The 23,368-nt window shown below is 61.8% G+C and carries 25 protein-coding genes and 1 pseudogene; 14 read left to right on the top strand and 12 right to left on the bottom strand.

Going from position 1 to position 23,368, the window contains the following annotated elements:
* Both ACFIQF_RS20845 and ACFIQF_RS20840 read right to left on the bottom strand, forming a co-directional pair.
* On the bottom strand, nucleotides 1-1,887 hold the full coding sequence (locus ACFIQF_RS20845) for an autotransporter assembly complex protein TamA (protein WP_393945568.1): 1,887 nt from the start codon (nucleotides 1,885-1,887) through the stop codon (nucleotides 1-3).
* Nucleotides 1,888-1,889: 2 nt separating this feature from the next.
* Nucleotides 1,890-3,077 (bottom strand): vWA domain-containing protein, encoded by a 1,188-nt coding sequence (locus ACFIQF_RS20840; protein ID WP_393945567.1) that lies wholly within the window; start codon nucleotides 3,075-3,077, stop codon nucleotides 1,890-1,892.
* A 72-nt stretch (nucleotides 3,078-3,149) separates the two neighbouring features.
* On the opposite strand from ACFIQF_RS20840, the gene ACFIQF_RS20835 reads away from it, so the two are divergent.
* Both ACFIQF_RS20835 and cls read left to right on the top strand, forming a co-directional pair.
* A complete protein-coding gene (locus ACFIQF_RS20835; RefSeq protein WP_393945566.1) occupies nucleotides 3,150-3,782 on the top strand; it encodes a hypothetical protein in 633 nt (210 codons plus the stop codon).
* Nucleotides 3,783-3,869: 87 nt separating this feature from the next.
* A complete protein-coding gene (gene cls, locus ACFIQF_RS20830; protein ID WP_393945565.1) occupies nucleotides 3,870-5,342 on the top strand; it encodes a cardiolipin synthase in 1,473 nt (490 codons plus the stop codon).
* A gap of 61 nt (nucleotides 5,343-5,403) precedes the next feature.
* Here the strand turns inward: cls and ACFIQF_RS20825 are convergent, their stop codons facing one another.
* Nucleotides 5,404-5,928, bottom strand: a complete 525-nt coding sequence (locus ACFIQF_RS20825; protein WP_393945564.1) for an SRPBCC family protein — start codon at nucleotides 5,926-5,928, stop codon at nucleotides 5,404-5,406.
* Nucleotides 5,929-6,022: 94 nt separating this feature from the next.
* Here ACFIQF_RS20825 and ACFIQF_RS20820 point away from each other — a divergent pair.
* Together ACFIQF_RS20820 and ACFIQF_RS20815 are read left to right on the top strand one after the other, a co-directional pair.
* Nucleotides 6,023-6,241: pseudogene (locus tag ACFIQF_RS20820) on the top strand (helix-turn-helix domain-containing protein); the annotation flags it as partial.
* A gap of 39 nt (nucleotides 6,242-6,280) precedes the next feature.
* Nucleotides 6,281-7,006, top strand: coding sequence for a LysR substrate-binding domain-containing protein (locus ACFIQF_RS20815; RefSeq protein WP_393945619.1), 726 nt, complete (start codon nucleotides 6,281-6,283; stop codon nucleotides 7,004-7,006).
* Nucleotides 7,007-7,062: 56 nt separating this feature from the next.
* Here the strand turns inward: ACFIQF_RS20815 and ACFIQF_RS20810 are convergent, their stop codons facing one another.
* The 3 genes from ACFIQF_RS20810 to ACFIQF_RS20800 form a co-directional block, all read right to left on the bottom strand.
* Complete coding sequence (locus ACFIQF_RS20810) at nucleotides 7,063-7,656, bottom strand: GNAT family N-acetyltransferase (protein ID WP_393945563.1); 594 nt, start codon at nucleotides 7,654-7,656, stop codon at nucleotides 7,063-7,065.
* Between the two features lie 81 nt (nucleotides 7,657-7,737).
* A complete protein-coding gene (locus tag ACFIQF_RS20805) occupies nucleotides 7,738-7,962 on the bottom strand; it encodes a hypothetical protein (protein ID WP_393945562.1) in 225 nt (74 codons plus the stop codon).
* 10 nt (nucleotides 7,963-7,972) lie between these two features.
* The gene (locus ACFIQF_RS20800) at nucleotides 7,973-8,827 is read right to left on the bottom strand and encodes an AAA family ATPase (RefSeq protein WP_393945561.1); all 855 of its coding nucleotides are present in this window, start codon (nucleotides 8,825-8,827) and stop codon (nucleotides 7,973-7,975) included.
* A gap of 103 nt (nucleotides 8,828-8,930) precedes the next feature.
* Between ACFIQF_RS20800 and ACFIQF_RS20795 the strand changes: the two genes are divergently transcribed.
* On the top strand, nucleotides 8,931-9,608 hold the full coding sequence (locus tag ACFIQF_RS20795; protein ID WP_393945560.1) for a c-type cytochrome: 678 nt from the start codon (nucleotides 8,931-8,933) through the stop codon (nucleotides 9,606-9,608).
* A gap of 74 nt (nucleotides 9,609-9,682) precedes the next feature.
* Here ACFIQF_RS20795 and ACFIQF_RS20790 read toward each other — a convergent pair whose 3' ends face one another.
* Nucleotides 9,683-10,114: a DUF1841 family protein gene (locus tag ACFIQF_RS20790; RefSeq protein WP_393945559.1), complete on the bottom strand. Its 432-nt coding sequence runs from the start codon at nucleotides 10,112-10,114 to the stop codon at nucleotides 9,683-9,685.
* Nucleotides 10,115-10,197: 83 nt separating this feature from the next.
* Nucleotides 10,198-12,075: a glutathione-regulated potassium-efflux system protein KefC gene (gene kefC, locus ACFIQF_RS20785; protein ID WP_393945558.1), complete on the bottom strand. Its 1,878-nt coding sequence runs from the start codon at nucleotides 12,073-12,075 to the stop codon at nucleotides 10,198-10,200.
* A 309-nt stretch (nucleotides 12,076-12,384) separates the two neighbouring features.
* On the opposite strand from kefC, the gene rhtB reads away from it, so the two are divergent.
* Nucleotides 12,385-13,023, top strand: coding sequence for a homoserine/homoserine lactone efflux protein (gene rhtB / locus ACFIQF_RS20780; RefSeq protein ID WP_393945557.1), 639 nt, complete (start codon nucleotides 12,385-12,387; stop codon nucleotides 13,021-13,023).
* A 279-nt stretch (nucleotides 13,024-13,302) separates the two neighbouring features.
* Here the strand turns inward: rhtB and trmL are convergent, their stop codons facing one another.
* The gene (gene trmL, locus ACFIQF_RS20775; protein WP_393945556.1) at nucleotides 13,303-13,788 is read right to left on the bottom strand and encodes a tRNA (uridine(34)/cytosine(34)/5-carboxymethylaminomethyluridine(34)-2'-O)-methyltransferase TrmL; all 486 of its coding nucleotides are present in this window, start codon (nucleotides 13,786-13,788) and stop codon (nucleotides 13,303-13,305) included.
* 64 nt (nucleotides 13,789-13,852) lie between these two features.
* A complete protein-coding gene (locus ACFIQF_RS20770; protein ID WP_393945555.1) occupies nucleotides 13,853-14,647 on the bottom strand; it encodes a phosphoribosyltransferase family protein in 795 nt (264 codons plus the stop codon).
* Between the two features lie 59 nt (nucleotides 14,648-14,706).
* Here ACFIQF_RS20770 and ACFIQF_RS20765 point away from each other — a divergent pair, with 59 nt between their 5' ends.
* The 7 genes from ACFIQF_RS20765 (at nucleotide 14,707) to ACFIQF_RS20735 (ending at nucleotide 21,153) form a co-directional block, all read left to right on the top strand.
* Nucleotides 14,707-15,615: a biotin synthase gene (locus tag ACFIQF_RS20765; protein WP_393945554.1), complete on the top strand. Its 909-nt coding sequence runs from the start codon at nucleotides 14,707-14,709 to the stop codon at nucleotides 15,613-15,615.
* Between the two features lie 269 nt (nucleotides 15,616-15,884).
* Nucleotides 15,885-17,498 carry a cytochrome c oxidase subunit II gene (gene coxB, locus ACFIQF_RS20760; protein ID WP_393945553.1) on the top strand — a complete coding sequence of 538 codons (1,614 nt, stop codon included), beginning with the start codon at nucleotides 15,885-15,887 and terminating at the stop codon, nucleotides 17,496-17,498.
* Nucleotides 17,499-17,540: 42 nt separating this feature from the next.
* Nucleotides 17,541-19,196 carry a cytochrome c oxidase subunit I gene (gene ctaD / locus ACFIQF_RS20755; RefSeq protein ID WP_393945552.1) on the top strand — a complete coding sequence of 552 codons (1,656 nt, stop codon included), beginning with the start codon at nucleotides 17,541-17,543 and terminating at the stop codon, nucleotides 19,194-19,196.
* A 4-nt stretch (nucleotides 19,197-19,200) separates the two neighbouring features.
* The gene (locus ACFIQF_RS20750; protein WP_393945551.1) at nucleotides 19,201-19,311 is read left to right on the top strand and encodes a cytochrome oxidase small assembly protein; all 111 of its coding nucleotides are present in this window, start codon (nucleotides 19,201-19,203) and stop codon (nucleotides 19,309-19,311) included.
* 48 nt (nucleotides 19,312-19,359) lie between these two features.
* Nucleotides 19,360-19,980 carry a cytochrome c oxidase assembly protein gene (locus ACFIQF_RS20745; RefSeq protein ID WP_393945550.1) on the top strand — a complete coding sequence of 207 codons (621 nt, stop codon included), beginning with the start codon at nucleotides 19,360-19,362 and terminating at the stop codon, nucleotides 19,978-19,980.
* Entirely contained in the window at nucleotides 19,977-20,219 is a 243-nt protein-coding gene (locus ACFIQF_RS20740) for a DUF2970 domain-containing protein (protein ID WP_393945549.1), read from the top strand. Before ACFIQF_RS20745 ends, ACFIQF_RS20740 begins: the two co-directional genes overlap by 4 nt.
* A gap of 52 nt (nucleotides 20,220-20,271) precedes the next feature.
* Nucleotides 20,272-21,153, top strand: coding sequence for a cytochrome c oxidase subunit 3 (locus ACFIQF_RS20735; RefSeq protein WP_393945548.1), 882 nt, complete (start codon nucleotides 20,272-20,274; stop codon nucleotides 21,151-21,153).
* A 425-nt stretch (nucleotides 21,154-21,578) separates the two neighbouring features.
* On the opposite strand, the gene ACFIQF_RS20730 is transcribed toward ACFIQF_RS20735, so the two are convergent.
* Nucleotides 21,579-21,830: a twin transmembrane helix small protein gene (locus tag ACFIQF_RS20730; protein ID WP_393945547.1), complete on the bottom strand. Its 252-nt coding sequence runs from the start codon at nucleotides 21,828-21,830 to the stop codon at nucleotides 21,579-21,581.
* A 392-nt stretch (nucleotides 21,831-22,222) separates the two neighbouring features.
* Between ACFIQF_RS20730 and ACFIQF_RS20725 the strand changes: the two genes are divergently transcribed.
* On the top strand, nucleotides 22,223-22,543 hold the full coding sequence (locus tag ACFIQF_RS20725) for a hypothetical protein (RefSeq protein WP_393945546.1): 321 nt from the start codon (nucleotides 22,223-22,225) through the stop codon (nucleotides 22,541-22,543).
* Between the two features lie 341 nt (nucleotides 22,544-22,884).
* On the opposite strand, the gene ACFIQF_RS20720 is transcribed toward ACFIQF_RS20725, so the two are convergent.
* Nucleotides 22,885-23,368, bottom strand: a 484-nt coding sequence (locus ACFIQF_RS20720; protein WP_393945545.1) for a hypothetical protein, incomplete at its 5' end; no start/stop codon positions are given.

Genomic DNA, 23,368 nt, shown 5'->3' with positions numbered 1-23,368 from the left:
TCAAAAGCTGTATCCCAGGCGCAGGTGCAGGCGAACGCGGGAATCCTTGAGGCCGTAGGCCAGATCGGCCTGCAGCGCGCCCACCGGGCTGCGCCAGCGCAGACCCGTGCCAATGCCCCAGTGGGGCGACATGTCGCCTGGCTTGTCTCCGACCGAGCCGACATCGGTGAACACGGCCGATTCCCAGTCGCTGATCTCGCCGTTGCGCACCAAGGGGCGTTGGTATTCGACGCTGCCCACATACATGTAGCGGCCGCCGTAGACTTTGTCGCCCGCCACGCGCGCGCCGATCTGGCGATAGCCGTAGCCGCGCACCGTGGTGTCGCCACCGGTAATGAACAGCTGTGTGGCCGGAATAGTGGCCGACTCTTTGGCCAATATGGCGCCGCCTTCGGCACGCATGGAAAAGCGGGCGCTGCGCGAGCTGCCATTGGGCGCGGTTACCCGGCCCGCTGGTAAAAAGCCTTGCCAGCGCAGCGCGGTGCGGATGAACGGGTCGCGCTCGGGCGTCAGTGTCATGCCGGCGCCGAACTCGCCCGCCAGGCCGTAGCCGCGCGTGGGGTTGGTCGGGTTGTTGAAGTAGCGGCCGGTCCAGCCGTAGTTGGCGCTAAGCGCGCTACTGGCGGGGATTTTCTCGGTGCCGGTGACCGACGACGAAAAGTCGTATTGCAAGAAAGCGCTGCGGTCGATATGGTCGGTGCTCTTGCGGTGGCCGCCGCGCAGCTGGGCCGAGTTGACGGTGAAGTCGCCATTGATTTCGCGCTTGACTTCGCCACCGGTGAAGTAGCGCCAGCCGTTTTCGTTGGGCAGATCGGTCCACTCGGTGGACAGCAGTTTCAGGTTCCGCTCCAGCGAGAGTTTGCTCACCGCGCGCCAGCCCAGCCAAGGCATTTTGTTGTGCGTGTGGTTGAGCGACAGGCGCGGGCCGGTGTCGGTCGACATGCCGATGCCGAACACCGCTTTCTGGTATTTGGCCTCGCGCACCTGGGCAATCACTGGCGCGGCTTCGGGGGTTTTGGTGTCGGTGTCGAGCGTCAGAAACACCGATTCGTAATAGCCGCTGCCCGCCAGCCGGGTTTGCGCGTCCAGCATCGCGGTTTCGCTGTATTCCTGGCCGGTGGGCAGGCGGCCAATGCGGGCAATGCGCTCGGCGTCGTAACGCTCGCTGCCTTCGATGCGCAGCGGCCCAAACTTGTACAACGGCCCGCTGTTGTAGAGCACCGAGAGCTTGGCCTCGTGGGTGTCAGCGTCGATATCGGCCTGGCTGGTTTCAATCGACGCGGTCGGGTAGCGGCGGCGCTGCAAGCTGCGCAGACCTTCGTTCTTGGCGCCGTCCCAGCCTTTTTGCGTAAAGCCGGTGCCTGGCTGCAGATCCCAGTTGCGCAGGTAGCGCTCTTTGCGGCTGGCAAAGTTGCCGCCTTCGGTGACGGCGCCGCTGTAGTCGAGCTGCACCTCGCTCACCTTGGTTTGCGGGCCGGGCTCGACCGTGATCACGATCTGCGGCCGCTCGGCGCTGTCGCTGGCCGAGATGCCGCTGTCGGCGGGCGCAGCGCCGGTGTCGTACACATCAATGCGCAGCTCGGGGCTGAAGTAGCCGAGCGTGCCCAGCAGCTCGCGCACATTGGCGTCGGCAGCGCCGAGCAGGCGCGTCAACTCGGTCAGCTGCAGGCCGGGGAACTGGCGGTAACGCTGCAGCTCCACATAGCGCTCCAGGTAGGTTTTCACATCGTCCGGGGCTTTGACGGTCAGGTCGAAGGCCACTTGCCCGCTGGTTTCGGCGGGGGTGCCGTCCTCGCTGGCGCGCGGCGTGCTGCTGCAGCCGGCCAGCAAGGCAGAGAGGGCAATAAAAAACGCCGGCAGGACCGGCGTTGTCAGGCGAAGGCGCATGGTCACTTTGACAGCAACCGCATGGTGTCCTCCAGCCCTTTGAGAGACAGAGGGAACATGCGGTCGCCCACGAGTTGTTGGATGAGGCTGATGCTCTGGCGGTATTGCCAGACACCCTGCGGCTCGGGGTTGATCCAGGCGTGCTTGGGGAAGGCGTTGGTCAGACGCTTGATCCATTCCGCACCCGGCTCTTCATTGTTATATTCAACCGAGCCTCCCGGTTGTAGGATTTCGTAGGGACTCATTGTGGCATCGCCGACAAAAATCAGTTTGTAATCCTTGTTATATTTTCTGATGATGTCCCAGGTCGGAAACTTCTCGGCGTAGCGACGCTTGTTGTTTTTCCACATGTAGTCGTAGACGCAGTTGTGGAAGTAATAGAACTCCAGGTGCTTGAACTCGCTCTTGACGGCCGAGAACAGCTCTTCGACGCGCTGGATATGGTCGTCCATGGTGCCGCCCACATCCATCAGCAGCAGCACCTTCACATTGTTGTGCCGCTCCGGGATCATCTTGATATCCAGGTAGCCGGCATTGGCCGCCGTGGCGCGAATGGTGTCGGGCAGGTCCAGCTCCAGCTCGTTGCCGTCGCGGGCAAACTTGCGCAGGCGGCGCAGCGCCACCTTGATATTGCGCGTGCCCAGCTCCTGCGTGTCGTCGTAATCGCGGTAGGCGCGCTGCTCCCACACCTTGACGGCGCTGCGGTTCTTGCCCGGCCCGCCAATGCGAATGCCGGCCGGGTTGTAGCCGCCGTGGCCAAAGGGGCTGGTGCCGCCGGTGCCAATCCACTTGTTGCCGCCTTCGTGGCGTTCTTTTTGCTCTTCGAGGCGCTTTTTCAGCGTCTCCATCAGCTCGTCCCAGCCCATGGCCTCGATCGCGGCTTTCTCTTCGGCGCTCAGGTCGCGCTCCAGAATCTGCTTAAGCCAGTCTTCGGGCAGCTCCTTCTTCCAATCGGTCAGCAGCTCCATGCCTTTGAAATAGGCCGAAAAAGCCTGGTCGAACTTGTCGAACAGCTTCTCGTCTTTGACGAGGCAGGTGCGGGCCAGAAAGTAAAAATCGTCCAGGCTCCAGGCGTCCTGCGAACGCGGGCCGACCAGGCCTTTGTCCAGCGCTTCGAGCAGGGTCAGCAGCTCTTTCACGGACACCGGCAGTTTGGCGGCGCGCAAGGTGTAGAAGAAGTCGATCAGCATGGCTTTGTAAACACTTGGTAACAATTGGGTGCTAGCCTGACCAGTCTACCGGCATTGGGAGGGCAGGGATCGATGGCGATGATCAAAACGGACAAGGCACACTTGGCATTGCGTAACCGCGCCAGCCTGTCGGTGCAGGAGCGCCAGATCCTCATCTTGTGCGATGGCATCCGCTCCCGTCAAGAGATCGCCGGTTGGCTCGGCGACACGGCGCTGGCGCTGTTCGACAGCCTTGCCGCCCAGGGCTACCTGGTATTGCGCCCCGCAGGCGGCCAGGCCTGGACGCGCACTGACGCCCGCGATGCCTTGCTCCAACGCAGCGCTGCGCCGCCCGCTGCGCCAGTTGCGGCACCCGCTGCCACAGCGCGGCACGCTGCGCTCTGGCAAGACGCTGCACTGGCGCCCATGGAGAAAAGCCCGGCACCCGCCACGGCAGCCAGCAAACGCTCGCTGGCCGCTTGCAAAATGTACGCGCAAGGCATTTTGCAAATGCAGCGCGGCAGCGATGTGCAGCACATGCTGGCCCAGCTCAACGCCAGCCCGGACGAAGCCGGCCTGGTGGCCAACCTGCAGCAGCTCTTGCGTTTCTTGCAACAAAAAACCAATGCCAGCTACGCCGACAAGGTGCGCCAGCACCTGGGCAACATCCTGCCCGAGCAGCACCTGGCCAGCCTGCAGTCTGTGCAATTGCTCGACTGCGCCTGAGCGTTGGCAGGCGCTTGCTCGCTGCCCATGGCCCGCCAAACGGCGTGCTAGCATGGCCCATCTTTACCGGATGGCGATGCGCAACCCATGCCCAGCAACCTGCTTTTCCATGTGTGGACGGTGTTCCTCTTTGTCTTGCATTTGCTGGTGGTGGCGCGGGCGCTGACGCGGCCCAACCGCGCGCCGGCATCGCGCGTGGCCTGGGTGGCGGTCATCATGCTGCTGCCGGTGGTGGGCGTGCTGGCCTATTTGCTGTTGGGCGAAACCAGCGTTGGCCGGGCGCGGGCCAAGCGCTTGCGCGAGGCCGAAACCACCTTGCAGCGGCCCGCGCAAACACCGGCCACCGTGCCGGAGCAAGCCCAATCTCTGGCGGCTTTGGCGCAATCCATCACCGGTTTCCCGGCCGTGGCTGGTAACCTCATCCAACTGCTGGGCGATGCCGCAGCCCCCGCCACCGAGCCCATGCGCAACTCCAAGGCCGCCATTGCGCAGCTGGTGGCTGACATCGGGCAAGCGCAGCACCAGGTACACATCGCTTTCTATATTTGGCTGGACGACGCCGTAGGCCAGCAAGTGGCCCGCGCGGTAGCCGATGCAGCGCGCCGCGGTGTGCAATGCCGGGTGATGGTAGATGCGCTGGGCTCGCGCGCTTTCCACGGCAGCGCCCTGTGGCGCGAGCTGGCGCAGGCCGGCGTCAAGCTGCTGGCTACTTTGGACGATGTAGGCCTGCTGCGCCACCTGGCGTTCAGTCGCGTCGATCTGCGCGACCACCGCAAGCTCGTCGTTATCGACAACCGCCTCGCCTACTGTGGCAGCCAGAACTGTGCCGAGCCCGAGTTCCGCGTCAAAGCAAAATATGCCCCTTGGATCGATGTGCTGCTGCGCTGCGAAGGCTCGGTGGTGCGGCAGCTGCAAGCGCTGTTTCTGAGCGGCTGGGTGCCGGAGACGGGCGAAACCGGTTTGGACAACCTGGCTTGCGCACCCGTGGAACCACAAGATGCAGCGCCGGGCAACGCCGTGGTGCAGGCTTTTGAAACCGGCCCCACCGCCCGCCACAACGCCATGTCCGACATGTTTGTGGCCAGCATGTATGCGGCGCAAAAAGAGCTGCTCATCAGCACGCCGTACTTTGTGCCAGACGAGGCCATGCTGCGCGCGCTGTGCGCTGCTCCCCGGCGCGGCGTCAAAACCAGCTTGATCGTGCCTGCGCGCAACGACTCGTGGTTGGTCGGCAACGCCTGCCGCAGCTGTTATGCCGAACTGCTGGAAAGCGGCGTGGCCTTGTACGAATACCCGCTGGGCATTCTGCACGCCAAAACTTTGACGGTAGATGGCGAGCTGGCCATCGTCGGCTCCGCCAATATGGACCGCCGCAGCCTGGAGCTGAACTACGAGAACAATCTGCTGATTTGCGATGCGCCCACCACGCAGAGCATCCGTGCACGCCAGCTCAGCTACCTCAGCGTTTCGCAGCTCGTGGCACCAGACACGGTGCGTGCTTGGCCTTTCCACCAGCGTCTCATCCAAAACGCCGTGGGCATGCTGGCGCCGGTGTTGTAGGGGGCGGCCAGTCAAAAGGTAGTGACCTTGGATGGCCTTGATTTTCTCGTCAGCAGTTTGTTCAATGCGGTGGGTGCCGCTGCTCAACGGCAGTCTTGAGCGCCAGGTTCATGCGGACGAAATCTGCCTGGAAACGCTGAACATCGATCCACCAAAGCAACACACCCTGGAAGTTCTCGCCGTGGGTCAGGCGTGTGAGCGCACGGCTGTTGCCTGCCTCGGTCTGCTCCTGCAACTCGAAATAGTGCTCGCCATCAAACACTCGGGGCAGCAGCAGTCGGCCGCGCCAGCGTAATTCCTGTGCCGGTACCACCTTCAAAACGGTGGGGCGAAAGCGTATGGGTTGGCTGCCTTCAGAGTGCATAAGGGTTTCGAGACGCTGGCCCTCTCTCTGTACCCCTTGCATCGATACGATGAAGGGATTCCATTCCTGGTAGCTGTGGGGGTTCCCCAGCAGCTCCCAGATCTGTTCCGGCGTTGCATGGATATCCATGTGGGTCAGCAGTGTTGCGCGCGGCGCTTGCCAGAAGGCAAAACACAGGGCGAGCACAAGGCATGAAACAGTCGGCAGCAAAGCAAAACGCATGGAGTGTGGGGAAGGGAGTGAAGACGCCCCATGCTAGGTACGATCGTATAAAACTAAAATCCCCCAACATCATTTGTTATCTATACATAAATCGATGAACAAACCAGCACGTGACCCAGGGCCTGCGCCTGCGCTTGCAGCGCCAGGCTGGGAGTTGTGGCGCACATTCTTGGCGGTGGCGCAATGCGGAAGCTTGTCCGGCGCTGCGCGTGCGCTGGGAATGACCCAGCCGAGCATTGGGCGCCACGTGAGCAACTTGGAGCAAAGTGTGAATGCGGCCCTGTTCACGCGCTCTCGCCAAGGCTTGAGACCGACTGCGCTGGGCCTGTCGCTGATTCCGCAAGCGCAAGCCATGGCTGCTGCAGCGCAGAGCCTGCAAAGAGCGGCTTCGGCTCCCAATGGGCAAGCGCGCGGCACCGTGCGGGTAACAGCCAGTGAAATGATGGGTACCCTGGTGCTGCCAGCCATGCTGGCAGCCTTTCGGACAAAACATCCGGCGATCGTGGTCGAGCTGGCGCTTTCCAACCGCAATGAGGATCTGCTCCAGCGCGCAGCCGATATTGCCGTGCGCATGCAGCGCCCCACTCAGAGTGCCTTGGTCGCACGCCATGTTGGTGATGTGAGGCTTGGCTTGTTTGCGCATGAGCGCTATGCCCAGGCGTGCGGGTTGCCGCAGAGTCTGGCCGAACTGGCCTCACATCCATTGATCGGCATCGACCGGGACGAGCAGGTTCTCGACCACCCAGCGCTCAAGCACCTGGGCCTGAGGCGCGAGAGCTTTGCGTTGCGTTGTGACAGCGATGTGGCGCAATTGATGGCCATGAAAGCGGGCTTTGGCATCGGCGCCTGCCAGATTCCGTTGGCGGCCGACGACCCCGACTGCGTTGCCGTGCTACCCGGGAGTGTGGAGATGCGCTACGAGGTGTGGCTGGCGATGCACGAAGACCAGCGTCACACGCACCGTATACGACTGCTGTTTGAGCACCTGGCCGAAGCCTTGGGGGCTTATGTGCAGCGTGGAGAGCAGGGCAACGGCAACGCAAGCCAGCTTGCTCACCATGCCCGCCGTGGCCGGTAGCGGCAGACCGGGTTATCCCCCCTTGTCTGCCAACTGAGGCCCGGGCCCAATGCCGATCAGCGCGGCTTGTTCAGCAAGTACAGCAGCTGGGCCTTGGCTTCGGGCCATTCGCCGGCCAGCATGCTGTACATCACCGTGTCGCGCACCGTGCCGTCGCGGCGCGGGGCGTGGTGGCGGATGACGCCGTCTTTCTTGGCGCCCAGGCGCTCGATGGCGCGCTGGCTGGCAAAGTTGTAGTTGTCGGTGCGCCAGCCCACCACGGCGGCGCCCAGCGTCTCGAAAGCGTGGGTCAGCAGCGTCAGCTTGCAGGTGGTGTTGACGTGGCTGCGCTGTACGCTTTGCGCATACCAGGTGTAGCCAATCTCTACGCGCTTCAAGGCGGGCACGATGTCGTGGTAGCTGCTGCTGCCCAGCACCTTGCCGCTGGCCTCGTCGATCACTGCAAAGGCCAGGCGGTTGCCGGCGGCGCGCATGGCCAGAGCTTGTTCGATATAGGTTTTGGTGTTTTCCGGCTCGGGCACCGAGGTGACGCGGATCTTCCACAGCTCGCCATCCTGGGCGGAGGCGCGCAGGCCGGCCTCGTGTTCCAGGCCCAGCGGGGTGAGCAAAATGCCGTTGTTGCGCAGATCGACGGGTTCTACAAAGGCCATGGTGAGTTCGTGCGGTTTGTGTGAGGAGGGGAGGGCGAGCGCTGCGGGCCGCTGGTCTGCAGCGCTCCGTTTCAGTTTTATTTACTCAGGCGGGTCGTTGCGCGTGCGCCAAAGGCGGGCGGCTTGCAGGCCGGCACCGCCGCCCAGGCCCACCAGGGCAATGGCGGCAATGCTGCCCCGGCCATAGCCTTCGGCGAACAAATCCCAGCCGATCAGGGTGGCGATGCCCCAGCCGAGCAGGGCGCCCACCACAAAGCCGGCTGCGTCCGTCAGGCCTTCGATCAGCAGTTTCCGAGGCTGGCTCATGGCGCGGGCTTCAGCGGTTGCGCTGGTTCATGAACACCAGCTTTTCGAACAGCGACACGTCCTGCTCGTTCTTGAGCAGTGCGCCCACCAGCGGGGGCACGGCAATTTTCTGGTCGGCAGTTTGCAGCACTTCGGGCGGAATGTCTTCGGCCACCAGCAGCTTGAGCCAGTCGATCAGCTCGCTGGTCGAGGGCTTTTTCTTCAGGCCGGGCAGGTTGCGAATCTCGAAGAACACCTTCATCGCCGCTTGCAGCAGCTCTTGCTTGAGCGTAGGGAAGTGCACCTTGACGATTTGCACCATGGTCTCCGCGTCGGGGAACTTGATGTAGTGGAAGAAGCAGCGGCGCAAAAAGGCGTCGGGCAGCTCTTTCTCGTTGTTCGAGGTGATGAACACCAGCGGGCGGTGCTTGGCGCGGATCATCTCGCGCGTTTCGTAGCAGTAGAACTCCATTCGGTCGAGCTCGCGCAGCAAATCGTTCGGGAACTCGATGTCGGCCTTGTCGATCTCGTCGATCAGCAGTGCCACCGGCTTGTCGGCCGTAAACGCCTGCCACAGCACGCCTTTGATGATGTAGTTGTTGATGTCTTTGACGCGCGCTGCGCCTTCCACATCGGCCAGCTGGCTGTCACGCAAACGACTCACTGCGTCGTACTCGTACAGGCCTTGCTGCGCCTTGGTGGTGGACTTGATGTGCCATTGCAGCAGCGGCATGCCTAGCGCCTCTGCCACCTCTTCCGCCAGCATGGTTTTCCCTGTGCCGGGCTCCCCCTTGACGAGAAGCGGTCTTTGAAGGGTAATTGCCGCATTGACCGCGAGCATCAGGTCATTGGTCGCGACGTAGTTCTGTGTGCCTTGGAATTTCATGAAAGTGAATGCAGAATCGTGGTGACAGGGCTGGTACAGCGTTGACTATAAACCCAGATTTCCGCCGTGTAGCGGTGGGCTGACTCACAAGATTGTGCGCACAATGAACAAAACATGGACCACGATATTTGCAATGCTTGTCGCCTCAGTGACCGGGGCCGCCTCGGCCCAGGAGATCAAGGGTGACGCCAAGGCAGCGGAAAGCAAGGTCGCCATGTGTATCGGCTGCCACGGCATCGTCGGCTACAAGGCCAGCTTCCCCGAGGTCTACCAGGTGCCCAAGATCAGCGGGCAAAACGCCAAGTTCATCGAAGCGGCCCTGCATGCCTACCAAAAGGGCGAGCGCAAACACCCCACTATGCGCGCCATCGCCGATCCGCTGAGTGACCAAGACATCGCCGATCTGGCCGCGTTCTACGAACAACACACCGACGGCTCGCCCGCCGTAGGTAACCAGCCGAGCAAGCAGCCCAGCGCCAAGGTGGTGGCACTGCTGCAAAAAGGCACTTGCGCCTCTTGCCATGGCGAGAATTTCTCCAAGCCCATCGACCCCAGTTACCCCAAGCTCGGCGGGCAAAACGCCGATTATCTGTACGCCGCCCTCAAGTCCTACACCATTGAGCGCAATGCGGTCATTGGCCGCGGCCACCCGGTAATGGCAGGCATGGCCAAGCAGTTCACGCACCAGGAGATGAAAGAGCTGGCCAACTACATCGGCAGCCTCGACGGCAACTTGCAGGTCGTACCTGAGCCGCGCTTTCGCACCAGTAGCAGCAAATAAGCAGGGAGTAGAAGGCACGAACGCCCGGCTGGACCGGGCGTTTTTGCGTCTGGGCTGCGCGCGCTGGCGCAGGCTCAGTCTTTGGTGGCGCGGCGCTGCACGGCGGCCACATAGGCGTCGCCATCGGGCGGACGGCCCGAGCGCTGGCTCTCCCAGAGCATGCTGCCCAGGCATTCCATCACCTCGTGGTGGGCCTCATGCAGATCGCGCTTCTTGGCCAGCAGCTCTACCGCCTGGCGAATGCCGCGGGGCGAATCCACGCTGCACTGCTCGCTGATCGACAAGTGCATCGACAGGTGCAAAAACGGGTTGGTCTTGTCGGGCGTGAGGTCGTAGTTGCGCGCAATGGCGGCATCCACATCCAGCAGATCGGCGTGGAACTCGGGGTGCTCGGCTATCCACATGCTGGCCAGCGTCTCGATGGCTTCCATGGGCTGGCCGGCGCGCTGCTTGGCATAGGCGGCGCAGAAAAAGCGCCGCACATCGGCTTGAGAGGGGTTGAACATAGGGCGCAAAGCGTAGCACGCAGCCCTTGCACCGTGTGTGCAAGGGGACAAGGCGGGAGCGCCATGTTTTGGGCGTGCCAGCGTCAGATATGCGCTTGCGGATCGTCCGGCTGGTGCGGGTAGGGGCTGCTGGGCGCTTCTTGCGCTTCCTGCACTTGGGCTTGGCGCTCCTGGCGCTCGCGCATCATCTGCTCCACCAGCTGGTCGCGGCCTTGGCGGCCCACGGCCAGCATGGTTTCGCGGTCGTTGCGGTGCTCGTACATCTTGTCGCTCAGCTCAATATTGTGGGCGCGGAACACGGTCACCACGTACTGTGCATCTTCAGGCGTGTAGCCCACCAGCTCCAGCGTTTTCTCGGCCGTTTGCAGGCTCGAATCGAACAGCTCGCGGTCCACGTACTGCACGCCCATGTCGCGCAGCGCAAACCAGTGCGCCACGTCTTTGGCGCGGGCCACAATTTTCAGATGCGGAAAATGCGTTTGCACCAGCTTGACGATCTGGTTCGTCTGGTTCTCGTCATCCACCGCAATCACCATCACCTCGGCGGTCTCGGCGCCGGCAATGCGCAGCAGATCCTGGCGCGTAGCGTCGCCGTAGAACACGCGGTAGCCAAAGTTCTGCGCCACCTGCAGCATCTCCACGCTGTGGTCCAGAATTACCGCCTTGATGCCCTGGCTCAGCAGCACGCGGGTGACGATCTGGCCATAGCGGCCAAAGCCGGCAATGATGACCGGCGCCTCTTGCTGCTCGTGCAGCTCGGTCGGCACATCGCCGTCGTCGGCCAGCTTGGCAAAGCGCGGCATCAGCCAGCGGTCCATCGCCGTCACCAGCAGTGGCGATGCCACCATCGAGATGGCCACGGCGCCAATCAGCAGAGAAGATTGCTGCGGCGTCAGAATGCGCTGTGCCTGCGCGGCGCTGAAAACCACAAACGCAAACTCGCCGCCTTGCGCGAGCAGCAAGGTGAACAGCGGGCGCTCTTGCAGCGGCATGCGCAGCACGGCGGCCAGGCCGTAAATGACGATGGCCTTGATGGCAAGGAACAGCACCACCACCGCCGCCATGGCCAGCGGTGCTTGCCAGATCACCGCAAAGTCGATGCTCATGCCCACGGCGATGAAGAACAATCCCAGCAGCAGGCCTTTGAAAGGCTCAATATCGGTTTCCAGCTCGGCGCGGAACTCGCTGTCGGCCAGCAGCACGCCGGCCAGAAAAGCGCCCAGCGCCATCGACAGACCGATCTGCAGCATCAGGTAGGCAATGCCCACCACCAGCAGCAAGGCGGTGGCGGTAGATATTTCGCGCGACTCGCTCTGCGCAATCCAGCGCAGCACGGGGCGCAGCAGGTAGCGGCCCACCACAATCACGGCGGCAATGATGGCCAGCGTCTTGCCAATCTCCAGTGCCATATTGCCGTCGGCCTGGCTGGCCTGGTGGCCTACGGCCAGCAGCGGAATCAGCGCCAGAATCGGGATCGCCGCCACGTCCTGGAACAGCAAAATCGCAAAACTGGTTTTACCGCTGGTGGTGGACATCAGGTTGCGCTCGGCAATGCTTTGCAGCGCAATCGCGGTAGACGACAGCGCCAGCCCCAGGGCGGCCACCACGGCCACGTGCCAGTCCTGGCCAAACAAAATCGCGGTACCGGCCAGGGCGGCGGTGCACAGCAGCACTTGTGCCGAGCCCACGCCAAAAATAGGGCGGCGCATGCTCCACAAGCGGCTCGGTTGCAGCTCCAGGCCAATCAGGAAAAGCATCAGCACCACGCCGAATTCGGAGAAATGCAGAATGTCCTGCACATTGCTCACCAGCTTGAGCCCGCTGGGCCCGATGAAGATGCCGGCCACCAGGTAGCCAATGATGGTGCCCAGGCCGAGCGCGCGCGAAATCGGCACGGCGATGACGGCGGCTGCCAGGTACAAAAAGGTGTAGGTCAGCCAAAGAGGTGCGTGCGCTTCCATGCGTGCCGGTGTTGTTACTGTTGTCGATGCGGTGTTGCCAAGGTTACTTTTATTTGGGCTTTTTCGGCGATTTATTGCAAAGATTTGCGTTTTGAACGCACCAGCCATACGCTCACTGCTATCAAAAAAACAGGTGACAGGTAAAAGCCGTAGCGCCTGCAACGGCTGGCGGCCGGGCGTGATAATCGGCATCTCACCGGTTTTTGCCCGTTGCGTCTGGCCGACACTGTCGCCTTGGCGCGCTGCTTGCCCCTGTTGCGCTCAGGGGCGAAGCGGGGCCGCCGCCGGCATTGCACTGCAGGATTTTTCATGGACTTTCATACCTGGCTGGCCTACGTGGTGGCCGCCATCATCATTGCCGTATCGCCGGGCTCGGGCGCCGTGTTGTCGATGAGCCATGGGCTCTCGTACGGCGTGCGCAAGACCAGCGCCACCATTCTGGGCCTGCAACTGGGCCTGCTGCTGATCTTGCTGATTGCCGGCGCGGGCGTGGGCTCGCTCCTGGTGGCTTCGGAGACGGCCTTCAACATCGTCAAAATTGTGGGCGCCTGCTACCTGATCTACATCGGCTTTCAGCAATGGCGCTCCACCGGCGGTTTGGTCAGTGACGACGCCACGCAGCAACCCGCCGGCAGCTGGAAAAAGCGCACGCTGAGTGGCTTTCTCACCAACGCCACCAACCCCAAGGGCATCATCTTCATGGTGGCCGTGCTGCCGCAGTTCATGACACCCACGCGCCCGCTGTGGCTGCAACTGCTGGTGCTCTCGGTCACCACCTTGGCGGTGGACAGCATCGTCATGCACGGCTACGCGGCCAGCGCCAGCGTGTTGCGCCGCCTGCTGCGAGACAGCAAAGCGATGCGGATTCAGAACAAGGTGTTTGGCGGACTGCTGATGCTGGTAGGCATGGGCCTGTTCTTTGTAAAGCGCTCGCAAGCGGCAGCTTGAATACCAGGTCCATTACGGATTCTTTGGGCACAAGTGTGGTGACGAAGCTTGCCGCCGTGCTTGTGTCGAGAGTCTTCGTGTTGAGGTGGCGATATGGCCGCGTATGCTTTGTTGCGGCGGGGCAGGCCATCCTGGCTTTGCCGTACAGGCGTACTGTCTGCAGCTCGGACGCCGCGCCTACGCGGCCATCTCACCATTGGGGTGAGCGATTCAAAAGCCCGCTTCTCTGCGTAGCGGCGTCGTTTGAATACCGGGCAATCCAGCCGTTTTATTAGGGGCTTACTGCGCCTTGCCGCCGTCGGGCATGGCAAAGCCGTTCTGGCGCCAGGCTTCGAAAACGGTCACGGCCACGGCGTTTGAGAGGTTCAGGCTGCGCTGGCCGGCCACCATGGGCAGGCGCACGCGCTGGCTCAGCGGGAAGCTGTTGCGCAGCTCGGGCGCGAGGCCGCGGGTCTCGCAGCCAAACACCAGCCAGTCGCCGGGTTGGAACTGCATGTCGAAAGCGGGGCTGCTGCCGTGCGTTGTCATGGCGAACATGCGCTCGGGCGCTGGCTGCATGCTCTCCAGAAAGGCTTGCCAATTGGCGTGGCGCAGCGTGTGGGCGTACTCGTGGTAATCGAGCCCGGCCCGGCGCATGTAGCGGTCTTCCATCGAAAAACCCAGCGGCTCCACCAGGTGCAAACGGCTGCCCGTATTGGCACAGAGGCGGATCACATTGCCGGTATTGGGAGGAATCTCCGGCTCGACGAGGACGACGTTAAACATGGCGGGCGCTAAAAAACAAGGGCGCCAGTGTAGCGGTGCGGCAAAGCTTTTGTTGGCTGCTTTGCTATTCGCCCGGGGCGGCAGTGCGGGCAAAAACCACTGCATCTACCGCCGTGGCGCCGTGCCGCAGCAGCAACTGGGCCAGGGCGTCCAAGGTGGCGCCGGTGGTCATTACGTCGTCTATTAATAGCACTTGCTGGCCGGCAATGGCCGGAGCCCAGGCGGGCGCTACGGCAAAGGCGCGGCGCAAGTTGCGCTGGCGGGCGCGGCGGTCCAACTGGGCTTGGGCGGAGGTGTCCAACTGGCGCAGCAGCGCAAGCGGCTCTACGCGGGAAAGTGCTGGTGTTTTGTCTGGTAAGTGGATGCTTGCTTGTTTTCTCAGCGCCTGTGCCAGCAGCAAAGCCTGGTTGTAACCGCGCTCGCGCAGTCGGCTGGCAGACAAGGGCACGGGCAGAATCAGGTTGGCCTCTTGCAAGCTGGCCAGCACGCCCGGCGTTTGCAGCATCAGCTGCGCCATGCGGCTTGCCCATGCCAAATGCTGGTGATATTTGAGCTGCTGCACCATGCCGCTCCAAGGCGGGCTATAGTCCACGGCGGCATGGCAGCGCCTGAGCCAAGGCGGGCTGCGCAGGCAGGCGCCGCACACATCGCTGCTGGCCGGCAAGGGCAGGGCGCAGCGGTTGCAGCGGCGCTGTTGCGCTTGCCAGCAGGCGCTGGCGCAGGCCGGGCACAACCAGTCGCTCGGCCAACGCTGGCAAACCAGGCACTGGCTGGGCCAGGGCCCGAGCAGGCGCCGGGCGCGCTGCCACCAGGCCGAGGCTGGGGCAACTGCCGCAGCCAGGGTGTCGGGTGCTGTCATGGCGCCCCTTTGCAGACAATGACGAAATAAAAACCGCGCCGCAAGGTGCCGGTGCCACTATGGCTGAATTTACCGCTCCCCCGACGATCGACCCCCACGCCGCGCTGCGCTGGCAGCAACTGATGCCCGCCCACAGCCCTTGGCTGCACGACGAAGTGGGGCGGCGCATGCAAGAGCGCCTGCAGTGGATTATGCAAAAGCCCGCTGCCTGGTGCAGCTGGGAGCCGCTGTACGGTGGTTGGGCCGCGCACCAGAGCGTGGCCGAGCGCTACCCGCAGTCGGCGCTCACCATCGTAGAAAACCAGCCCGCCCACGAAGCCGCCTTGCGTGCCCAAATGGCCACGCCCTGGTGGGATGTGAGCCGCTGGCGCCAGCCCAAGCTGCAATGGGGCTTGCCGGCCGCCGGCAGCATGAACATGCTCTGGGCCAATATGGCGCTGCACAACCACCCGCAGCCGCAGCAGTTGCTGCAAACCTGGCACCAGATGCTGGCGGTCGATGGTTTTGTGATGTTCTCCTGCCTGGGGCCGGACACGCTGCAAGAGTTGCGTGCCGTCTATGCCCAGCAGGGCTGGCCCGCCGCCAGCCACGAGTTCACCGACATGCACGACTGGGGCGATATGCTGGTGCAAGCCGGCTTTGCCGAGCCGGTGATGGACATGGAGCGCATCACGCTGTCTTATTCTGATGCCAGCAAACTGCGCGCCGAGCTGCGCGAGCTCGGCCGCAACCTGCACCCGGCGCGCTTTGCCGGGCTGCGCGGGCGCCAATGGCTGGCGCAGCTTGATCTATCGCTTGAGCGACAGCTGGCGCGGGCCGACGAGGGCGGCCGCCTGGTGGTCACTTTCGAGATCATTTACGGCCATGCTTTCAAGCCCACGCCGCGTGTCAAGCTGGAGGGCGAAGCCCGCATCAGCATGCAAGACATGCAGCAAATGCTGCGCCAAGGGCGCACCCCGCGTGAGTAAGCACTGATAAGCAGGCCGCGCTTGCGCGCCTTGGAACGGCAATTGCCGCTGCTGTCTAGTGCCTGACAGATTTTGTTGTGAAACCCCTATGATCGCGGGATTGCATGGGTTGCAATATTGCGCGGTTGACGCCATGCTCGCCATGGATGACAAAGTGGCATGGGTGCAAGCGCAGATGCTCCGCTGCTGCTAGCACTTCGCGGCCCCGGGTTTCCCCTGGTCGGGGCTTGCACTTCATAACGATGAGAAGTTGAGAATAAGTGACAACTATGAAAAGTGTTTCTCAAAAACTGGCTTCTTTGCTGCTGGTAGCGGGCACAGGCCTCGCCTCAGTGGCCCATGCGGTGCAAAGCCTGCCGGGCGGCCCGGCGGTAGGGCAGATGAACCTGGCGCCGCCCGTCACCAAAATTGCGCAAGAGCAGCACACGCTGCACTGGATGATGCTGTGGATCTGCACCATCATCTTTGTCGGTGTGTTTGCGGTGATGTTCTATTCCATCTGGAAGCACCGCAAATCCAAAGGCGCCAAGGCCGCCGATTTTCATGAATCTGTCACCGTCGAAGTGGTCTGGACCATCCTGCCCTTCGTCATCGTGATCCTGATGGCCTTGCCCGCCACCAAGGTGCTGGTGGCGCAAAAAGACACCACCAACGCCGACCTCACCATCAAAGTCACCGGCTACCAGTGGAAATGGGGCTACGACTACCTCACCGGCGAAGGCCAGGGCCTGGGCATCATCTCCACGCTCGACAGCGGCCAGCGCGCCATGTCCAGCAGCGGCGATGTCTCCAAAGCCCCTAACGACTACCTGCTGCGCGTAGACAACCCGCTGGTGGTGCCGGTCGACAAAAAAGTGCGCATCATCACCACCGCGGCCGACGTGATCCACTCCTTCATGGTGCCGGCCTTCGGCATCAAGCAAGACGCCATCCCCGGCTTTGTGCGCGACACCTGGTTCCGTGCCGAGAAAACCGGCGATTACTACGGCCAGTGCGCCGAGCTGTGCGGCAAAGAACACGCCTACATGCCCATCCATGTGAAGGTGCTCTCCGCTGCAGATTACACCGCCTGGGTGGCCGAGCAAAAGAAAAAGCTCGCCGCCAAGGCCGACGATCCCAATAAAGTCTGGGCGCTGGCCGATCTGGTTGCCCGTGGCGAAAAAGTCTATGCCGCCAACTGCGCCGCTTGCCACCAGGCCAACGGCAAGGGCGCTGGCGCCATCAAGGCGCTTGACGGCAGCCCCGTGGTGCTCGGCCCCACGGCCGACATGATGCACGCCGTGCTGGAAGGCCGCGCCAACGGTGCCATGCCCGCCTGGAAGCAGCTGAGCGACACCGATCTGGCAGCCGTCGTCACCTTCGCCAAAAACCACTGGAGCAACAAAACCGGCACCATGGTGCAACCAGCCCAGTTTGTAGAAGCCCGTGGTGGCAAGTTCCCTGAAGGTGGTGGCTCGGCCACCCCCGCAGCAGCTCCGGCTGCACCAGCGCCTGCCGCTCCAGCCGCGCCCGCTGCTGATGCCGCACCCGCTGCTGCAGCCCCGGCTGCTGCCGCTGCGCCCGCAGCCGCCGGCCCTTACCAGGTATTTTTTGCCAGCGGCAAGAGCGAGCTGGACGACACGGCCCAGGCCACCGTCAAACAAGCGGCCGCCGCGCTGGCCAGCCAGGCTGGCAAGGTGGTGCTGTCGGGTTTTGTCGATTCCACTGGCAGCGCCGAGCAAAACGCCGAGCTCTCCAAGCAACGCGCCCAAGCCGTGGCCCGCATGCTCACCGACAACGGCGTTGCCGACACGCGCATCGAAATGCGCAAGCCAGAAACCATTACCGCAGGCCAGGGCGCTGACAGCCAGGCGCGCCGAGTCGACATTGTCGCGGCGCAGTAAGGCCATTCGCCAGCCCACCACGAGCTATCGGAGTCAAGCACTATGAGCGCCGTTCTTCCTACCGACCACAGCCACGCCGACCACGGCCATGACGCGCACGGTCACGACCACCACGACGATCACCACCACGCAGCGCCCACCGGCTGGCGTCGCTGGCTGTTTGCCACCAACCACAAAGACATCGGCACGCTGTACCTGCTGTTCTCGTTCACCATGCTCATGGTGGGCGGTGTGCTGGCGCTGCTGATCCGGGCCGAGCTGTTCCAGCCCGGGCTGCAACTGGTCAACCCCGAGCTGTTCAACCAGCTCACCACCATGCACGGGCTGATCATGGTGTTCGGCGCCATCATGCCGGCCTTCGTGGGCTTCGCCAACTGGATGATCCCGCTGCAAATCGGCGCCTCCGACATGGCCTTTGCCCGTGCCAACAACTTCAGCTTCTGGCTCATGATCCCCGCCGGCCTGATGCTGGTGGGCTCGTTCTTCATGCCCGGCGGCGCACCGGCAGCCGGCTGGACGCTCTACGCCCCGCTTACGCTGCAAATGGGTCCGTCCATGGACACCAGCATCTTTGCCATGCACATCATGGGTGCCAGCTCCATCATGGGCTCCATCAACATCATCGTCACCATCCTCAACATGCGCGCCCCCGGCATGACGCTGATGAAAATGCCCATGTTCTGCTGGACCTGGCTCATCACCGCCTACCTGCTGATCGCTGTGATGCCCGTGCTGGCCGGCGCCATCACCATGACGCTGACCGACCGCCACTTTGGCACCAGCTTCTTCAACCCCGCCGGCGGCGGCGACCCGGTCATGTACCAGCACATCTTCTGGTTCTTCGGTCACCCCGAGGTCTACATCATGATCTTGCCGGCCTTCGGCATCGTCAGCCAGATCGTGCCCGCCTTCAGCCGCAAAAAACTGTTCGGCTATGCCTCCATGGTGTATGCGGTGGCGGCCATTGCCATCCTGTCGTTCATCGTCTGGGCGCACCACATGTTCACCACCGGCATGCCGGTGACTGGCCAGCTGTTCTTCATGTACGCCACCATGCTGATCTCGGTGCCCACGGCCGTGAAAATCTTCAACTGGGTGGCCACCATGTGGCGCGGCTCCATGACGTTTGAAACCCCCATGCTCTTTGCCGTGGGCTTCATCTTCGTGTTCACCATGGGCGGCTTTACCGGGCTGATTCTGTCCATGGCGCCTATCGACATCCAGCTGCAAGACACTTACTACGTGGTGGCGCATTTCCACTACGTGCTGGTGGCCGGCTCGCTCTTCTCCATGTTTGCCGGCTACTACTACTGGGCGCCCAAGTGGACGGGCGTGATGTACTCCGAAGCACGCGGCCGCATCCACTTCTGGGGCTCGCTCATCTTCTTCAACATCACCTTCTTCCCCATGCACTTTTTGGGCCTGGCCGGCATGCCTCGCCGCTATGCCGACTACCCCATGCAGTTTGCCGACTTCAACATGATCGCCTCCATCGGCGCCTTCGGATTCGGCCTCATGCAGGTGTACTTCTTTGTCTTCGTGGTCTGGCCCGCCATGAAGCACCGTGGTGAAAAAGCGCCGCAAAAGCCTTGGGAAGGCGCCGAAGGTCTGGAATGGGAAGTGCCATCGCCCGCACCGTTCCACACCTACGAGAACCCGCCCAAGCTCGACGCCACCGCCACCAAGGTGATCGGATAAACCCATGGCCGCTACGCCCGAGCAACGCAAATCCAACCTGCGACTGGCGCTGATACTGGCGTCCATCGCAGTGGCCTTCTTCATCGGCTTCATGGTGAAGATGAGCATTTTGTAAACCGGCCAACCCGGCCCAACCGGCACAAGCTAACAAAAGGAGCAGCAGGTGAGCAGGCACGCAGAAAACGCCAAAATGGTGGGAAAACTGGCCGTGGTAGCCCTGGGCATGTTTGCCTTTGGCTACGCGCTCATCCCGCTGTACCAGCGCATCTGTGAGGCCACGGGCATCAACATCCTCTCGCTCACCGAACGCCAGGTGCCCGGCAACGGCACGGCGGGGAAAGACGTCAAACTCAACACCCAGGTCGACCAAAGCCGCACCATCCTGGTGGAGTTCGACGCCAACGCCCACGGCCCCTGGAGCTTCAAGCCCGCCGTAGCGTCCATGAAAGTCCACCCCGGCGAGCTCACCACCGTCATGTACGAGTTTCGCAACGAGCAAAACCACCGCATGGCCGCGCAAGCCATTCCGAGCTACGCGCCCAAACAGGCCGCGCCTTACTTCAACAAGCTCGAATGCTTTTGCTTCAACCAATACACGCTGGAGCCGGGCGAGAAAAAAGAATGGCCGGTGGCCTTCGTCATCGACCCCAAGCTCTCCAAAGACGTCAGCACCATCACCTTGTCGTACACCTTCTTTGAAGTAGGCGGCAAAACCCCCGGCGCTGCCGTACCCACCGCCGCCGTGCAAGAGCCGGCCGCTGCCAGCAGCGGAGGGGCATCATGATGACGGCGCCCACCCCAACGCCTACGCCTGAACCGGGCCGCCCCGCCGCACCGCGCAAAGGCAGCATCTGGCGCACCGTGCAGGCCGTGGGCTGGTCTTTGCTGGGCGTGAGAAAAGATTCAGAATGGCAGCAAGACGGCGCGCAAATCACGCCCTTGCAGATCATCGTAGTGGGGCTGGTAGCCCTGCTGGTATTTGTGCTGGGCCTCATGGGCCTGGTGCATTGGTTGGTTGGATAAACGTATAACAAGCTTGCAAGCAACATCGAAATAACAGCAATCAGGAGCAGCAATGAGTGCGACACCCCATGGCTCAACGCCGTACTACTTTGTTCCCGCCGAATCGCGCCACCCGCTGATGGCCGCCATCGGCCTGGGCCTGGTCATCGTGGGCGCAGGCAACTGGGTCAACGGCCATGAATGGGCCAAATATGTGCTCTTCATTGGCCTGGCCTGGTGGCTGTTTGTGCTCTACCAGTGGTTTGGCGACGCCATCCGCGAAAGCGAAAGTGGCCTCTACAGCCACCGCATCGACATGTCTTACCGCTGGAGCATGAGCTGGTTCATCTTCTCCGAGGTCATGTTCTTCGGCGCCTTCTTCACCGCCCTGTGGTGGGCGCGCTCGCACTCGGTGCCCGCGCTGGGCAGCTTGGACAACGCCATACTCTGGCCCGACTTCAAGGCCGCCTGGCCCAGCGTATCGCCCGGCGCCACCGCATCGCCCGCCGGCATTGTGGACCCGTTCCAAACCGTCGGCCCGTTCTGGCTGCCCACCATCAACACCGCCTTGCTGCTGACCTCGGGCGTCACCCTCACCATCGCCCACCACGCGCTGCGCGACGACAACCGAGCCAAATGCATCAAGTTCATGTGGATGACCGTGCTGCTCGGCCTCATCTTCCTGTTCGTGCAAGGCTACGAGTACTACCACCTGTACACCGAGCTCAACCTCAAACTCAACTCTGGCGTCTACGGCTCCACCTTCTACATGCTCACCGGCTTCCACGGCTTGCACGTGTTTGTCGGCATGCTGATGTTGTTCTTCATAACGCTGCGCCTGCAAAAAGGGCACTTCACGGCGAAGAAGCATTTTGGCTTTGAAGGAGCAGCGTGGTACTGGCACTTTGTAGACGTAGTGTGGCTAGGCCTCTACATCCTGGTCTACTGGATGTAAATTCAAAAAAGCGCCGCAAGGCGCTTTTTTTTATCCATTCATCTATCTGTTTGGTGTGCGGGTGTGGTGACGGAGCGTAGTGCTATAGGACGTTGAGAGTTTTCGTTTTGAGGTGGCAATATGGCCGCGTAGGCTTTGTTGCGGCGGCTTGCCGTACAGGCGTACTGTCTGCGCCCCCGACGTCGCGCCTACGCGGCCATCTTGCCATTGGGGTAAACAGTTTCAACGCCCGCTACGCTGCGTGGGTGGTTGGAAATACCGTTAGGTTATCTGCGCTGTGAAGAATACGAGCTGCCTGCTGTTTGTTGATTCCCTCTCCCTGCGGGAGAGGGTGAGGGGCGCCCGGCCAGGGTGAGGGGCTACGGCATCAACACCCCAAATGCCGCCCATTACAACCAACTCCAACACCCAACGCGACCACAACCTCACTGCCCCACCTGAATCCCATGCGGCTGTATATAGCCCAGCTTCCAGGCGAGCAGAATGCACAGAAAAATCAGCACCGACACGGCAATACGCACCGTCAAAGCCCAGGCCATGCGCTTCTTGCCGGCGTCGCCAGCGTCACCCGCTTCGCCGTCACCGGGCGCGCTGCGGCCGCCGCGCAGCATAAAAAACAAAGCCGAACCCAGGCTGGCAAAAATCGCAACAAAGGCAAGCGCAACCACAATCTTCATAAGGTGCTCCAGGGCAGGCGAGGGGACAGGCGGCCGGGGTTTATTTTGCAGCAGATCGGGGTGGAAAGTCTGTCTCTTCAAGCCATGGCTACAAGCGCTCCAGAGCAGATTTCTGCATGCAGCAAAGCGCGATTCAATTGCGGCCTACGACCTGGGTCAATCCAGCGCAATTTGCCTGTGGCTTGGCGTTTCGCCGCGCAATGCGAAATGCCATAATCCGCCCAGTCCCGTAACGGGGCGGGTGCGTAAGAACACCTAACAGCTAGCGGTGTAGCCTCCTCGACAGCGAGGCGTATCACTAAGGAGCAAGGAACCATGAAACCAATGGACTTCCCCCACCGCTGCGCCAGCCACGCGTCCCTCCACATTTCGCAGAAATCGGGAGGTGCGCAATGAGCAATACCAACCGCGACGATCGCCCACCTTTCGATCTGCACGCCGCCGCCCACGCCAACACGACCGCTGGCTTTACCCACTCCCTGCGCCTGCAAAGCCACCAAGCCGCCCACCTGGCCCGCAGCCTGCGCGGCATAGAAGCCGCTGCCCGCGTACTGGTAGCAGAAACTGGCGAAGACTACAGCGACACCGCCCTGATCCTGGGCGACTACCTGCGCAGCGGCCTAGCCGAAGCCATAGTCACCATGTCCGCCAACGCCGGCGAACTGCTAGACACGCTGAACGACCAAGCTCAAGCGGCTAGCAAGCGGGTTTAGCCGTTGGGCTGGGCGTTAACGCCCAAACTATAGAAACGAAGCCCGCCTAGTTTGGTGCTGGCGGGCTTCGGATTGCCTAAGTTAAGCGGCTCTTAGGTAGTGGATAGTTCCGTCACGCGTCTTCGTAGATATATTTTAGGTAGTGAATATATCGTCATTATGCAGCCGGGGCACTGGAGCAGGTCGAGTGCAATCATTTGCGTGCGGTTTCGATAAATTTTCTAAGTGCTTTATTAACGATTTTATTTCGGCTATGAAAATATTTTGTTAATCAGGAAAACTTGAAGTTGTGCACTCTGTAAAAGCTACAAACTTAAGCTTGTCGTATCAATAGAGATAGCTCAAGTAATGCGCGAGCTTATCTTTTCAGGGGGAATTCCGAGTGCAATGGCGGCTGAACTGAGCAGCGCTTTAGTTTCTTGGTGTCCAAGCTCAACTTCTGTAATTACCCGCTTAAGCATGGGAATGTTTACTCGAGACTCGAACAAGAACGCGTTGTGCGACAAATCCTTCCATACAGGGCTGAACGCCCGGGCAATCGCTCGGCAATATGTGTGTTGAAGCAATAGGCCCTCAGATGAAATTACAGTCATAGATGCTAAGAGCGAGTGCAGTCGCAGGGTCAGCACTGGGGGAGAAGGTTGGCGTAGAAGTGTTATTGCTGCCCTAAAAACTCTCTCAAGGGAATTTGCCTGGGTGTTTTTCAGAATTTCTTGTGCATCAGTCAACTGCATTGGTAGTTTCAATGGGCGTTGTTGCATAAAGTGCTGCCAAAGTCGAGGTAGCCTCGGCGCATGAGTGATTCGAGCTGGGGCAAGCGGCGCT

The sequence above is a fragment of the Comamonas trifloxystrobinivorans genome, from assembly GCF_043359985.1.
Classification (GTDB): domain Bacteria; phylum Pseudomonadota; class Gammaproteobacteria; order Burkholderiales; family Burkholderiaceae_C; genus Comamonas; species Comamonas trifloxystrobinivorans.
The sequence above is the reverse complement of the archived record's forward strand: the minus strand, read 5'-3'. Positions and strand labels throughout refer to the sequence as shown.